Origin of the sequence: Micromonospora sp. NPDC005257 (assembly GCF_042872445.1) — a bacterium.
Classification (GTDB): domain Bacteria; phylum Actinomycetota; class Actinomycetes; order Mycobacteriales; family Micromonosporaceae; genus Micromonospora.
This window is the reverse complement of the sequence record NZ_JBIAKL010000012.1, coordinates 12,746-26,435: the sequence shown is the minus strand read 5'-3', so window position 1 is coordinate 26,435 and position 13,690 is coordinate 12,746. Positions and strand designations below refer to the sequence as shown.

The 13,690-nt window shown below is 72.0% G+C and carries 12 protein-coding genes; 7 read left to right on the top strand and 5 right to left on the bottom strand.

The window, feature by feature from the left end:
• Nucleotides 1-13: 13 nt before the first annotated feature.
• The gene (locus ACFYO8_RS23875) at nucleotides 14-1,228 is read right to left on the bottom strand and encodes an MFS transporter (RefSeq protein ID WP_354874546.1); all 1,215 of its coding nucleotides are present in this window, start codon (nucleotides 1,226-1,228) and stop codon (nucleotides 14-16) included.
• A 97-nt stretch (nucleotides 1,229-1,325) separates the two neighbouring features.
• Between ACFYO8_RS23875 and ACFYO8_RS23870 the strand changes: the two genes are divergently transcribed.
• The 3 genes from ACFYO8_RS23870 to ACFYO8_RS23860 are packed head-to-tail and all read left to right on the top strand — an operon-like array spanning nucleotide 1,326 to nucleotide 4,567.
• Nucleotides 1,326-2,225: an SDR family oxidoreductase gene (locus tag ACFYO8_RS23870; RefSeq protein ID WP_387257548.1), complete on the top strand. Its 900-nt coding sequence runs from the start codon at nucleotides 1,326-1,328 to the stop codon at nucleotides 2,223-2,225.
• 37 nt (nucleotides 2,226-2,262) lie between these two features.
• Nucleotides 2,263-3,411, top strand: a complete 1,149-nt coding sequence (locus ACFYO8_RS23865) for an acyl-CoA dehydrogenase family protein (protein WP_354874544.1) — start codon at nucleotides 2,263-2,265, stop codon at nucleotides 3,409-3,411.
• A gap of 10 nt (nucleotides 3,412-3,421) precedes the next feature.
• A complete protein-coding gene (locus ACFYO8_RS23860) occupies nucleotides 3,422-4,567 on the top strand; it encodes an acyl-CoA dehydrogenase family protein (RefSeq protein ID WP_387257547.1) in 1,146 nt (381 codons plus the stop codon).
• A 94-nt stretch (nucleotides 4,568-4,661) separates the two neighbouring features.
• On the opposite strand, the gene ACFYO8_RS23855 is transcribed toward ACFYO8_RS23860, so the two are convergent.
• Together ACFYO8_RS23855 and ACFYO8_RS23850 are read right to left on the bottom strand one after the other, a co-directional pair.
• Nucleotides 4,662-5,468, bottom strand: coding sequence for an SDR family oxidoreductase (locus ACFYO8_RS23855; protein WP_354874471.1), 807 nt, complete (start codon nucleotides 5,466-5,468; stop codon nucleotides 4,662-4,664).
• On the bottom strand, nucleotides 5,468-6,619 hold the full coding sequence (locus tag ACFYO8_RS23850; RefSeq protein WP_355095803.1) for an acetyl-CoA C-acetyltransferase: 1,152 nt from the start codon (nucleotides 6,617-6,619) through the stop codon (nucleotides 5,468-5,470). Before ACFYO8_RS23850 ends, ACFYO8_RS23855 begins: the two co-directional genes overlap by 1 nt.
• A 182-nt stretch (nucleotides 6,620-6,801) precedes the next feature.
• Here ACFYO8_RS23850 and ACFYO8_RS23845 point away from each other — a divergent pair, with 182 nt between their 5' ends.
• Together ACFYO8_RS23845 and ACFYO8_RS23840 are read left to right on the top strand one after the other, a co-directional pair.
• A complete protein-coding gene (locus ACFYO8_RS23845) occupies nucleotides 6,802-8,406 on the top strand; it encodes a FadD3 family acyl-CoA ligase (RefSeq protein ID WP_387257588.1) in 1,605 nt (534 codons plus the stop codon).
• Nucleotides 8,407-8,571: 165 nt separating this feature from the next.
• Entirely contained in the window at nucleotides 8,572-9,792 is a 1,221-nt protein-coding gene (locus tag ACFYO8_RS23840; protein ID WP_387190325.1) for an acetyl-CoA C-acetyltransferase, read from the top strand.
• A 94-nt stretch (nucleotides 9,793-9,886) separates the two neighbouring features.
• Here the strand turns inward: ACFYO8_RS23840 and ACFYO8_RS23835 are convergent, their stop codons facing one another.
• Both ACFYO8_RS23835 and ACFYO8_RS23830 read right to left on the bottom strand, forming a co-directional pair.
• The gene (locus ACFYO8_RS23835; protein WP_387190328.1) at nucleotides 9,887-10,963 is read right to left on the bottom strand and encodes a phosphotransferase family protein; all 1,077 of its coding nucleotides are present in this window, start codon (nucleotides 10,961-10,963) and stop codon (nucleotides 9,887-9,889) included.
• 101 nt (nucleotides 10,964-11,064) lie between these two features.
• Complete coding sequence (locus ACFYO8_RS23830; protein ID WP_354874463.1) at nucleotides 11,065-11,652, bottom strand: TetR/AcrR family transcriptional regulator; 588 nt, start codon at nucleotides 11,650-11,652, stop codon at nucleotides 11,065-11,067.
• Nucleotides 11,653-11,845: 193 nt separating this feature from the next.
• Between ACFYO8_RS23830 and ACFYO8_RS23825 the strand changes: the two genes are divergently transcribed.
• Both ACFYO8_RS23825 and ACFYO8_RS23820 read left to right on the top strand, forming a co-directional pair.
• A complete protein-coding gene (locus tag ACFYO8_RS23825; protein WP_387190332.1) occupies nucleotides 11,846-12,790 on the top strand; it encodes an SDR family NAD(P)-dependent oxidoreductase in 945 nt (314 codons plus the stop codon).
• Between the two features lie 81 nt (nucleotides 12,791-12,871).
• Nucleotides 12,872-13,687, top strand: coding sequence for a sugar phosphate isomerase/epimerase family protein (locus tag ACFYO8_RS23820; protein ID WP_387190335.1), 816 nt, complete (start codon nucleotides 12,872-12,874; stop codon nucleotides 13,685-13,687).
• Nucleotides 13,688-13,690 lie beyond the last annotated feature (3 nt).

Here is a 13,690-nt window from a genome sequence, read left to right as displayed (position 1 = left end):
GGGCCGAGGGTGGTCACGTCGCGGGAAGGGGGTCGGCGCGTCCGCGACGCAACCACGCGAGCACCGTGGCGGCCGTGGCCAGGCACGCGGCGGCGTACAGCATGAAGGCGATCGTGGAGCCGAACCACGTGCTCAGCCCGCCGAGCAGGAGGGCGCCGAACGGCATGCCACCCCAGCCGAGGAAGTAGAGGCTCATCACCCGGCCGCGCTGCGCGTCGTCGACGACCCTCTGGACCGCCGTCTGCAGGATCACCATGGCGCCGATGCTGAACGTGCCGCACAGCAGAGCGGCCGCCGCGAGCACGGGCACTGTCGTGGCGGCCCCGAGCAGGGCGTTGCTCAGTGCGAGCAGAACGATGGTGACCGCGGCATGCCACACGGTGGCGATGCGCTTGGAGAGGCGGGCCACCACGAGGATCCCGAGGAGCGAGCCCAGCCCGGTCAGGGCCACCAGCATGGGGAAGACCGGGTCCGGGTTGTCCGAGGTCGCGGCCGCCCGGACGGGGAGTTGGGTCGTGAAGGCGCACCCGAAGAACGCGTTGACCGCGACGATGACGAGGCAGAGCGCGGCCGGGGGTCGCTCGCGGGCGTGCCGGATCCCCGCGCGGACCTGCGCGGTCAGGCTCTCGCGGGCCACCGGGACGGCCGGCGGGACGCGACGGGTGCGGACCGCGATCGCGGCGGCGGCCGCGGCGAGGGTGAGCGTCGCGTACATCACGAACGTGCCCAGCGGTCCCCAGGCCACGAGGATCAGCCCGGCGACCGCGGGGCCGACCGAGCGGGCGAGGTTGAGCCCGGCAGCCTGGATCGGTACGGCGTGGCCGAGCGCCTCGGCCGGGACGGTGTTGGCCACGAGGGCCTGGGTCACGGGGGACAGGAAGCTGACTCCGGTGCCGGCGAGGAAGGCGAGCGCGAGCATCACGGGCAGGGCGACGATCCTGGCCGCGATCGTCGCCGTACAGACTCCGGCCAGGACGGCCGTCGCCAGGAGCACGCCGATCTGCAGGCGGCGCCGGTCGACGGCGTCGGCCAGCACCCCGGCCGGGATGGAGAAGAGCGTGAACGGCACGAGCAGGCAGAAGAAGAGCGCCCCCATCGTCGCCGGGGTGGCGTCGCTCTCGACGAGCACCGACTGGAAGGCGATGTTGCAGCCCCAGTAGCCGGCCTGGGACAACACCAGGGTCAGGAGTACGAAGCGGAAGTCTCGGAATTGCAGGGCCGAGAACATTTTCACGTCTTTCGCCATCCTTCTGTCGTTTCCGGGACCCTACCAAGCGCTTGCTTGCATCGCTAGTGTCGGGTGTGGTTTTCTTCCCGTACCTCGAGTGAAAGGGCGTGCCGTGAGCGGCTTCTGCGCAGGACGAACGGTGATCGTGACCGGTGCCGGACAGGGGCTGGGCCGGGTCCACGCCCTCGAGTTCGCCCGGCAGGGCGCCGACGTCGTCGTCAACGACATCGAGAGCAGCCGGGAGGCGGCCCAGGCCGTCGTCGACGAGATCCGCGCACTGGGCGGTCGCGCGGTCGTCAGCACCGGCGACGTCAGCGACTGGGCCTACGGTGAGCGGCTCGTGCGCGAGACGGTCGAGACCTTCGGCGGGCTGCACACCCTGGTCAACAACGCCGGCATCAACCGCGACCGGATGCTGGTCAACATGAGTGAGCAGGAGTGGGACCTCGTCCTGCGGGTCGACCTCAAGGGACACTTCGTCCCGATGCGCCACGCCGCCGCCTACTGGCGGGACGCGGCCAAGACCGGCCGCCGGATCGCCGCGCGCGTCGTCAACACGTCCTCCGGCGCGGGGCTCATGGGCAGCGTCGGACAGGGCAACTACGGCGCCGCCAAGGCCGGGATCGCCGCCCTGACCCAGATCGCGGCCGCCGAGTGGGCCCGCTACGGCATCGTCGTCAACGCGATCGCCCCCTCGGCCCGTACCCCGATGACCGAGGCCGTCTTCGCCGAGGCGATGGCCGCCCCCGAGACGGGCTTCGACGCGATGGACCCGGCCAACGTCTCCCCCCTCGTGGTCTGGCTCGGCTCCGACGCCGCGCAGGCCGTCAGCGGCGCCGTCTTCGAGGTCGCCGGGGGCGAGGTCTCGCTCGCCGACGGCTGGCGCCACGGGCCGGCCGCCAGCAAGGGCGCGCGGTGGGAGCCGGAGGAGCTCACCGACGTGATCGCCGACCTCATCGCCCGCTCCGAGCCGCCGACCCCCGTCTACGGTGCCTGACATGGGTGCTGACGCAGCGCGGGCCACCGGTGCGCCGGTGAGCGACGAGCAGTTCCGGGCCGAGATCCGTGGCTGGCTCCAGGAGGCCCTCACCGGGCCGTTCGCCGAGGCGGTCGGCACCGGCGGCGAGGGACGCGAGCACGAGGCGCACGAGCTGCGCCGCGAGTGGGAGCGCCACCTGGGCCGGGCCGGCTGGATCGGCCTCTCCTGGCCCACCGAGTACGGCGGTCGCCCCGCGACCCTCGCCCAGCAGGTCATCTTCCACGAGGAGTACGCCCGCGCCGGCGCACCCGGCCGGCTCGGGCACATGTCCGAGCAGCTGCTCGGCCCGACCCTGCTCGCATTCGGCACGCCGGAGCAGAAGGCGCGCTTCCTGCCCCGCATCACCAGCGGCGAGGACATCTGGTGCCAGGGCTACTCCGAGCCCGGCGCGGGCTCGGACCTCGCCGGGGTGCGCACCCGCGCCGAGCGCCGGGGCGACCACTACGTCATCACCGGGCAGAAGGTGTGGACCTCGCTCGCGCACCTGGCCGACTGGTGCTTCGTGCTGTGCCGCACCGATCCCGGCTCGACCCGCCACGCGGGGCTTTCCTACCTGCTGGTGCCGATGGACCAGCCCGGCGTGACGGTGCGCCCGATCACCCAGCTGACCGGCACGAGCGAGTTCAACGAGGTCTTCTTCGACGAGGCCGTCGCTGCCGTCGAGCACCGCGTCGGCGCCGAGGGCGAGGGCTGGAAAGTCGCCATGGGCACCTTGGGCTTCGAGCGCGGCGTGTCCACCCTCGGCCAGCAGATCGGCTTCCGCCGGCGCCTCGATGCCGTCATCGCCCGGGCCCACTCCAACGGCGCCTGGCAGGAACCGGCGCTGCGTGACCGCCTCGTCGACGCCTACATCGGGCTCGAGGTGATGCGGCACTCGGCGGTGCGGCTGCTCGCGTCCGCCGGTGAGGGGCTGTCCGGCCTGGAGGCGTCGATCTCCAAGCTCCAGTGGGCCACGTGGAACCGCTCGCTGGGCGAGCTCGCGGTCGACGTCGAGGGGGCCGGGGCGCTGCTCACCGGGCCCGGGTACGAGCTGGACGACGCCCAGACCCACTTCCTCTTCAGCCGCGCCAACACGATCTACGGCGGCTCCAACGAGATCCAGCGCAACATCATCGCCGAGCGCCTGCTCGGCCTGCCCCGATGAGGTGAGGACGATGACCGGATCGCACGCCGACCCTCGTGCCGTGGCCGAGACGTCGCACACGGAGGCGGCCGAGGATCTCGCCCAGATCCGTGCCTCCGTGGCCGAGGTGCTCGACGGGCAGGCTGACCTGCGCCGAACCCACGAGGTCATGGTCGGGGACCAGGGGTACGACCCGCTGCTGCACGAGTTGCTCACGGCCGAGCTGGGCCTGCTCGGCCTCGTCGTACCGGAGCACCTCGGCGGGCTCGGCCTCGGCGTGCCCGCCGCGACCGCCGTCATCGAGGAGCTCGGGGCCCGGCTCGTGCCGGGCGCGCTCGCGACGAGCCTCACCGCGATCCTCGCCGCCCGCGCCCTCGGTCCCCACGCCGAGCCCCTGCTGGCACGCGTCGTGGACGAGCAGCTGACCCTGGCCGCTGCGCTCGCCGAGGACGGCGCGGGCTGGGATCTCGAACAGACCGCCACCCGGGCCGCCGGCGCCGGGGACGAGTGGGCGCTGACCGGGACGAAGACCCTCGTCGCCGGGGTCGAAGCCGCCCGGGTCGTTCTCGTCACCGCCCGGAACCCGGGTGGTGAGCTCGGCGTCTACGCCGTGGACCTGGCCGCCGACGGGGTGGACGTGCGGACGCACATGACGCTCGACCAGACCCGGCGGCTGAGCACTGTGCACCTGCGCGAGGCCGCGGCCGGCCGGGTCGACGCCCCCGGCGGCGAGGGGGCCCGGGTGCTGCTGGACCACGTGCGCGCCATGCTCGCGCTGGAATCGGCGGCCGCCGCCCGCGCCTGCCTCGACCTCACCGTCGACTACCTCAAGGTCCGGGAGCAGTTCGGCCGCCCGATCGGGTCGTTCCAGGCCCTCAAGCACCGCTGCGCCGACCTCGCCGTCGCGGTCGCCGGAGCGCGGGCCACGGCTGACCACCTCGTCACGACGCTACGCACCGGTGCCGCCACCCGCTCGCACGACGCGGCGCTGGCCAAGCTCGTGTGCGCCGACACGCTGATGACCGTCGCAGCCGAGGCGATCCAGTTGCACGGCGGTATCGGGTTCACCTTCGAGCACCACGCACACCTGTTCTTCAAGCGCGGCAAGTCGGCCCAGCTGCTGGCCGGTTCTCCGGCGGCGGTTCGGGCCGAGGTGGCAGCGCTCGCGGGTCTCTGAGCCGGCCGCCGAACTCCACGGCAGGCAGGAGCGGAAGGACGGAGGGGCCGCACCGAACCGGTGCGGCCCCTCCGTCGTACGTGGCCCGCCGGGCTCAGCCGAGCGGACCGGTGCCGGGCGGCTGGGCGGCCAGGTGCCGCGACGGGATCTCCCCACCACCGTCGATGACGATCTCGGTGCCGGTGACGTAACCGGAGAGCGGCGAGACGAGCAACAGGCAGGCTGCGGCGATGTCGGCCGGGGTGGCCATCCGCCGCATGGGGATCGTCCGCGCCACGCGATCCTGCCCCGCCTCGTCGCCGTAGTAGAGGTGCGAGAGCTCGGTCTGTACGAGCCCCACCGTCACCTGGTTGACCCGTACGGCGGGGGCGAAGTCGAGCCCGAGGCAGCGGGTCAGCATCGTCAGGCCCGCCTTGGCCGCGGCGTACGCGGCGGTGTCCGGGGCCGGGTTGGCTCCGGCGACCGAGCCGATGTTGATGATCGTGCCGCTGCCCTGACGCTGCATGACCTCGTTGGCCTGCTGGGCGACGTAGAACGGGGCGAGCAGGTTGAGCGTGACGACCGCCGAGACGAAGCGGGGGGACACCGTCGCGGTGTCGGCGCTCGGTGCGCCACCGGCGTTGTTGACCAGGATGTCGAGCCGGCCGAACCGGTCCACCGCCGCGGCGACGAGGGCTTTGGCCTGCTCCGGATCGCGGACGTCCGACTGGACGAAGACGGGGGTGCGTCCGTCGATCTCGGGCAGGTGCTCGGGCTCGCTGCGGCCGCACACGAGCACCCGCGCCCCGGCCTTGAGGAAGGCGCGGGTGATCTCGGCGCCGATGCCACGGGTGCCTCCGGTGACGATGGCGACCTGGCCGGTCAGGTCGACGCCGCCGGGCGTCGCGGGGGACTGGGTCATCAGAGCCTCTCGATGATCGTGACGTTGGCCTGGCCGCCGCCCTCACACATCGCCTGCAGGCCGTAGCGGCCGCCGGTGCGTTCGAGCTCGTGCAACAGGGTGGTCATCAGCCGGGCGCCGGTGGCGCCGAGCGGGTGGCCCAGGGCGATCGCGCCACCGTTGACGTTGACCCGCTCCGGGTCGGCCCCCGTCTCCTTGAGCCAGGCGAGCACGACCGAGGCGAACGCCTCGTTGATCTCGAACAGACTGATGTCGTCGATCGACAGCCCGGTGCGTTCGAGCGCGTGGGCGGTGGCGGGGATCGGGGCGGTGAGCATCAGCACCGGGTCGTCGGCGCGCACCGACAGGTGGTGGATCCGGGCGCGCGGGGTCACCCCGTGCTCGGCCACTGCCCGCTCGCTCATGACGAGCAGGGCCGCCGCGCCGTCGCAGATCTGGCTCGCCACGGCGGCGGTGACCCGGCCGCCCGGGGTCAGCGGGTCGAGGCCGGCCATCTTCTCCAGGCTCGTGTCGGCGCGCGGACAGGTGTCGGTGTCGACGTCGCCGACGGCGTGGATCTCGCGGCTGAAGCGGCCCTCGGCGATGGCCCGCAGGGCCCGCTCGTGGCTACGCAGGGCGAAGCGCTCCATGTCCTCTCGGCTGACGCCCCACTTCTCGGCGATCATCTCGGCTGAGCGGAACTGCGAGATCTGCTCGTTGCCGTAGCGCTTGCGCCAGCCGACGGACCCGGAGAAGGGGTCGTCGAAGCCGTACTGCTGACCGGTGAGCATCGCGGCCGAGATGGGGATGGCGCTCATGTTCTGCACACCCCCGGCGACGACGACGTCGTTGACTCCGGCCATGACGGCCTGGGCTGCGAAGTGCACCGCCTGTTGGCTCGAGCCGCACTGCCGGTCCACGGTGACGCCGGGTACGTGCTGCGGGAGCCCGGCGGCGAGCCAGGCGGTGCGGGCGATGTCACCGGCCTGTGGGCCGATGGTGTCGACGCAGCCGAACACGACGTCCTCGACGGCGTCGGGGTCGACCCCCGAGGAACTCATGAGGCTGGTGAGCGCGGCGGCTCCCAGGTCGGCGGAGTGGATGTCGGCGAGCGCGCCACCGCGTCGCGTGACGGGGGTGCGGACGGCGTCCACGATGTATGCCTCTGCCACCGGGTTTCCTTCCTTCACATGCCTCACCGGTCGGTGCCGGAGGTCGGATCGGTTGAGTCGGCGTGGCTCGCTGACGCTGGTCGCCGGCGCCGCCACCGCTAGTCTAGCAAGCGCTTGGTTGGTAGTCTGTGGTTCGTTTCGACAAGTGACCGGCTCCGCGTGAGGAGATGTGCGTGAGTGACGTGTTGACCACGATCCCCGCCCTGCTGCGGCAGGCCGCGCAGGACGCCGCCGATCTCGAAGCCCTGGTCGACGGGGACGTGCGGATGACCTTCGCCGAGCTCGACGCGGCCGTCACCCGGTTCGCGCGGGCCGCGGTCGCGCACGGTCTCGAGCCGGGGGACCGCGTCATCGTCTGGGCCCCGAACAGCGCCGACTGGGTCATCAGCGCCCTCGGCGTGCTGGCAGCGGGGGGCGTGCTGTGCCCCGTCAACACCCGCTTCCGTGGTGCGGAGGCGCGATCCGTCATCGCCAAGGTCCGGGCCACGATGGTCGTCCTCGACGACGCCTTCCTGGACGCCCACTACCTGGCCGCGCTGCGCGGCGACGGGCCGTCACCGGCCGTCGGGCGCCCGGTGCCGCTGCTGCCCTCGGTGCGTACCGTCGTCGACCTGTCCGCCACCGGTCGCGAGCAGAACGACGACGGCGTGTGGTCCCTGGCGGCCTTCACCGCGCTGGCCGACCAGGTCGACCCCGGAGTCGTCGACGGACGGATCGCCGCCCTCGCCCCGGAGGGCGTGGCCGACATCCTGTTCACCTCGGGCACCACCGGCTACCCCAAGGGCGCGATGGTCTCGCACGCCTCGAACCTTCGCGTCGACAGGGAGTGGGCCCGCCTCGTCGGGCTGCGGCGAGGCGACCGCTATCTGATGGTCAACCCGTTCTTCCACAGCTTCGGCTACCGGGCCGGCATCCTGGCCTGCCTCCTCACGCGCGCCACGATCATTCCGGTCGCGGTGTTCGCCGTCGAGACCGTGCTGCGTCTCATCGAGCAGGAACGTGTCACGGTCTTCCCCGGCGCACCCACCGTCTACACCTCCCTGCTCGAACACCCCGACCTCGGCACATACGACCTCAGCTCGGTACGCCTGGCCGTCACCGGGGCCACGGTCGTGCCGGTGCCGCTGCTGCGCCGGATGCGCGAGGAACTGGGCTTCCGCGACGTCATCACCGCCTACGGCCTGACCGAGACGTGCGGCACGGCGACCGTGTGCCCGCCCGACGCCGGCCTCGAGCGGATCTCGACCAGCTGCGGGCGGGCGATCCCGGGCACCGAGTTGCGGATCGCCGGGCTCGACGGACGGGCGCTGCCGGCCGGTGAGTCGGGCGAGGTCCTCGTGCGTGGCTACAACGTGATGTCGGGCTACTTCGAGGACCCGGTCGCCACGGCGCAGGCCATCGACGAGGACGGCTGGCTGCACACCGGTGACGTCGGCTGGGTCGACGAGGACGGCTACCTGCGCATCACCGACCGGATCAAGGACGTCTACATGGTCGGGGGCTTCAACGTCTACCCCGCCGAGGTCGAGCGTGTGCTGTCCGAACATCCCGCCGTCTTCGACGTCGCGGTCGTCGGGGTCCCCGACGCGCGGATGGGCGAGGTCGGCAGCGCCTTCGTGCAGACCGTACCCGCCTGGAGCGGGGACGAGTCGGCGCTCGTCGACGAGCTCGAGGCGTGGTGCCGGGAGCGGCTGGCCAACTTCAAGCGCCCGCGCAGCTTCACCGTCGTTCCGGCGCTGCCCCGAACCGCGAGCGGAAAGATCCAGAAGTTCATGCTCACCGGGTGAGCCCGGCGTTCGCGGGTCCCCCCTCACCGGAGGGCTGCCCGCGAAGGCGCCTCGTGCGGCGCACCGGCCCCAGTTCCCTGCTCGCCGGCAGGCCCGACGCCCCGACCAGACCTGACACCGACGGCACCGCCGTCACGGGCGCCAGCCCGAGAACCGGAGGACACCATGCAGGACGCAGTCATCGTCGCCGCGGCGCGCTCGCCGATCGGCCGGGCCTTCAAGGGGTCGTTGGCCTCGATGCGGGCCGACGACCTGGCCACCCAGATGGTCCAGGCGGCCCTGGCCCAGGTGCCGGCGCTCGACCCGGCCCAGATCGACGACCTCATGCTCGGCTGCGCTCAGCCGGCCGGCGAGCAGGGCTGGGGCCTCGGGCGCGTCGTCGCGGTCGAGCTCGGGCTCGACCGGGTCCCCGGGACGACCGTGCAGCGTTACTGCGCATCGAGCCTGCAGACGACCAGGATGGCGCTGCACGCCATCCGCGCCGGTGAGGCGGACGTGCTCGTCTCCGCCGGGGTCGAGGTCATCTCGCACTTCGCCGCCGGCAAGTCCGACGGCATGCCGGACACGAAGAATCCGATCTTCGCCGCGGCGGGGGAGCGCACCGCCACCCGCGGACGGGGTGGCGCCGGCCCGTGGACCGACCCACGCGACGCGAATGAACTGCCCGACGTCTACATCGCGATGGGCGAGACCGCCGAGAACGTCGCGAGCCACCGCGGTGTGAGCCGCGCCGAGCAGGACCAGTGGGCCGCCACGAGCCAGCAGCGGGCCCAGGCCGCGATCGAGTCGGGCTTCTTCGCCACCGACATCACGCCGGTGACCCTCGCCGACGGCACCGTCGTGGCCACCGACGACAGCCCTCGCGCCGGAGTGACGGCCGAGTCGCTGTCCGGCCTCAAACCGGCCTTCCGGCCCGACGGTACGGTGACCGCGGGCAACTGCTGCCCGCTCAACGACGGCGCGGCCGCCCTCATCATCATGTCCAGCCGCAAGGCCGCCGAACTCGGCGTCACGCCGCTGGCCCGGATCCTCTCCACGGGCGTCTCGGCGATCTCGCCGGAGATCATGGGTCTCGGCCCGGTCGAGGCGTCGAGGCGGGCCCTCGCGCTGGCCGGGCTCTCGATGGCCGACATCGATCTCGTCGAGCTCAACGAGGCGTTCGCCGCTCAGGTCGTCCCCTCCATCTCGGACCTCAAGGCCAACCCCGAGCGGGTCAACGTCCACGGTGGCGCGATCGCCCTGGGCCACCCGTTCGGTCAGACCGGAGCGCGGATGACGACGACGCTCATCAACGGGCTGCGGGCCCGGGACGGCCAGTTCGGCCTCGAGACGATGTGCACCGCCGGTGGCCAGGGCATGGCGATGGTCATCGAGCGGCTCTCCTAGGCGGGTGCGCCGACGTCCCCGGTCGAACCGGGGACGTCGGCACCCGGCTCATGCCACCGCGCCCGTCCGGGGCCACCACGCGGTCAGGCGAGGATCAGTGCCGGCGCAGCGCCGCCGCGAGGGTCGCCGCCCGGCCGGCGACCGCGGCCGACTGCGCGGCGAACGAGGCCGCGGTGCGGTCGCCACCGCTCATCGCGCCCTGCGCGACCCTGGTGTACACGCCCTCGACGATGCACGCGGTCTTCCACCAGTTGTAGGCGACGAAGTAGTCGATCCGCGCCGGGTCGGTGCCGGTGGCGAGGCAGTACCGGGAGAGTAGTTCGTTCCGGGTCGAGAATCCGGGCAGGACCGTGGCCGGGTCGTGCAGCGCGCGGGCCGGGTCGTCGGCCTGCGCCCAGTAGACGAGCAGTTGACCGACGTCGGCCAACGGGTCTCCGATCGTGGTCAGCTCCCAGTCGAGCACGCCCTGAACCCGCCATCGAGAGTCCAGCATGCAGTTGTCGAGGCGGAAGTCGCCGTGCACGATCCCCGAGCGGGACTGCTCGGGCGCCGCTGCCACGAGGTGCTCGTGCGCGGTCTGCAGATCGGGCAGGTCGCGGATCCTGCTGCGGTGCCAGTTCTCGTGCCAGCGCCCGAGCTGCCGGGTGACGTAGTCACGGCGACGGGCCAGGCCCCCCAGCCCGATGACCTCCGGGGCGAGTCGGTGCAGGGCCACGAGAGCGTCGACGAGCGTGGGGCCGATGAGCGCGCGGTCGGCCTCGGTGGTGAGCCGCCCGACGTCGGCGGGGCTGCGCAGGATCACGCCGTCGAGGTGCTCGAGTACGACGAGAGGGGCGCCGGCCACCTCGCCCGTCTCCTCGACGGCGAGCACTCGCGGCACCGGGAGGTGGCCGTGCAGACCGCGCAGGATCCGCGCCTCGCGCAGTACGTCGTGTGCGTTGGCCGGTTGGTTTCCGAGCGGTGGACGACGCAGCACGACGACGTGGCCGACCGCGTCGGTGGTCCGGTAGGTCAGGTTGGAGCGCCCTCCGGCGATGACCTCGTGTCGGAGGTTCCCCTGCAACTCGGGCACCGCGCTGCCGAGCCAGGCGTCGACGCCCGCCGGGAGCCCGACGTGCCGGGTGGTGTCGATCGGGGCCGGGTCTTTCGGGGCGTGACCTGCTGCCGTCATGGGTTCGCCTCCTCTTCAGGCACGACCCTACCAAGCGCTTGGTTTTTCGCCGTGTCGTGTCGGACACCCCAGGTAGGCGTGCGGATGAGGGCGGCTCGCGCTCAGTCGCTGGCGAGAATTCCGTCGAGGAATACCGAGACGAAGTCGTCGGCGAAGTTCGCCATGGAGTACGACGGGGTCGGCTTGAACCAGCGGACCGAGAGCCACAGCGAGTCACGCAGCATGCCGTGCAGTACGCGTACCGGGATGTCGTTGCGGAAGTCGCCGGTGGCGATGCCGGCCTCGAGCACCTGGATCCAGGCCCGCTGGATCGCGGTGGCCGCGTCGCGGATGTGCGCGTAGCCGTCGATTTTGGGCAGGTAGTTGCTCGAGTTCTGGTATATCTCGGTCGCGTGCGGGTGGGCCTCGATGTTGGCCAGCGAGCTCGTGACGAGCTTGCGCAACTGGATCGCCGGCTTCTCCTCGGACTCCAGGACCTGGGCGTAACGGTCGGTCAGGTCGGTCAGGTAGTCCGAGATGATCGCGTTGACCATCTCGTCCTTGGACTTGAAGTGGTGGTAGAGGCTGCCCGAGAGGATGCCGACCGAGTCGGCGATCTCGCGGACGGTCGTGGCATCGATTCCTTTGGCCGCGAAAAGGTGTGCGGCGTTGTCGAGGATGACCGAGCGCCGGTCCTGGGTTGTCGACATTGGGGTGCTCCCGGTTCCTCGAGCATATGAGTTGGTCAAGCGCTTGCTTTATATCACTTCGATGCCTTCAGCATGATAAAGGCAGCCTCCCTTGACCGGGGGGTCTCAAAATGCCTATCGTGCAGCCAACCAAGCGCTCGTTCGGTTGCCGGAGCCTGCGCTGCGGATCCCGATCAGCCGAGAGGGGCTGCCCGTGTCCGACCCGAAGACCGGCCCGATCCCTGCCGTCCACTCCGGGCCTTCGCCCGCCGCCGGGCCTGACCAGGCAGCCGGCCTGCTCGCCGGCCGCGTCGTCCTCGTCACCGGCGCCGCCAACGGGTTGGGAGCGGCATACGCGCGCGGCATCGCCGCGGCCGGGGCCCACGTGGTCGCCGTCGACGTCGACGCGGAGGGACTCCAGCGGCTCAGCGGGCAGCTCGCCGCAGCTGACGGCCAGGGCTCGATCAGGGTCGCCGACGTCGCGGACTGGGCGGGCGCCCACGACCTCGTGCGTGACTGCCTCGCCGAGTACGGCAGGCTCGACGGCCTCGTCAACAACGCCGGCGTCTTCGCCATGGCCCGCGCCGGCACCGAGTCCGAGGCCACGGTGCGCCGGATGCTCGAGGTCAACGTGCTCGGCGCCGTCGCCTGGGGAAACGCCGCTGTCGCGGCGATGCGTACCCAGGGTCACGGGGTCCTGGTCAACGTCACCTCGGGCGAGCAGATGGGCCGTGCCGAAACGGCCGTGTACGGGGCGACGAAGGCCGCGATCGCCACGCTCACCTACGCGTGGGCGGCCGAACTCGCCGACGTCGGGATCCGCGTCAACGCGATCTCCCCGAACGCGCAGACCCGGATGGCCGAGGTGCTCGAGCAGTTCCGCGGCGCACCGAGCGGGCAGAACGCGGGCATCGCGCCCGAGGCCAACGTGCCGCTGCTGCTCTACCTGCTCTCCGACCTCAGCGCCGAGCTGACCGGCCAGGTGCTGCGCTCCTACGGTCCCGAACTCATGCTGACGACCCACCCGGCGCTCGCCGAGCCCGTGCTGCGACACACGGCGTGGACCCCGGAGCGCATCGCCGAGGCCGTCACGGCGCGGCTGCTGCCGCACCTGGCACCCCTCGGGATGCGCCGGGCGCGCATCGAATACCTCGACTGACCCGACGTCCGAGACTGACCCGACGTCCGAGACTGACCCGACGTCCGACACCCGGACGACCGCCGAGCCGACAGGAGCCCGATGTCCGTCACGACCAACCCGGTCTGCGTCAGCGGCATGGCCGCGATGTCCTGGGACCTGCCCGAGGAGATCGCGATGTACCGGCGTACCGGCACCGACCTCGTCGGCCTGCAGCGCAGCAAGGTCGCCTCCTTCGGCGTGGCGGCTCTCGAAGACCTGCTCGCCCGGCACGACGTACGTCTCGGCTACCTCGTGCACAGCTTCACCGCCCACCCGGACGACGAGTCGGGCTGGGCGCAGCAGGTCGCGGCGTTGCGGGACGGCGTCGTCGACGCCCGTCGGCTCGGGGCCGACCTCGTCTACCTCACCTCGGGCCCCTCGGCGCACCTGACGTGGGAGGAGGCGGCTGGCCGGTTCGCCGAGCGGATCGCTCCGGTCGTGGCCACCGCCCGCGAACACGGGGTGCGCCTGGGCGTGGAGAACACCCTGCCGGTCAAGTGCGACCTCAGCTTCACCCACACCGCGCGGGACGCCCTCGCCCTGGCCGACCTCTGCGGCATCGGCATCTGCCTCGACCTCTACTGCTGCTGGCAGGAGCGGGGCCTGACCGACCTCATCCGCGATCGGGTCGGTCAGGTCGAGTTGCTGCAGGTGTCCGACTTCCGGGTCGGCACCTCGACCTTCCCGAACCGGTGGGTGCCCGGGGACGGCGACCTGCCGATGGCCGGTCTGTTGGCGAGCGTGCTGCGGGCCGGCTACACCGGCATCGTCGACGTCGAGTTGATCGGCCCGGCCATCGAGGCCGAGGGCGCCGAGTCGGCGGTGACCCGCTCGATCGCCTGGACGCGCGAGCAGATCGCGGTGGCGCGTCCCTGAGCG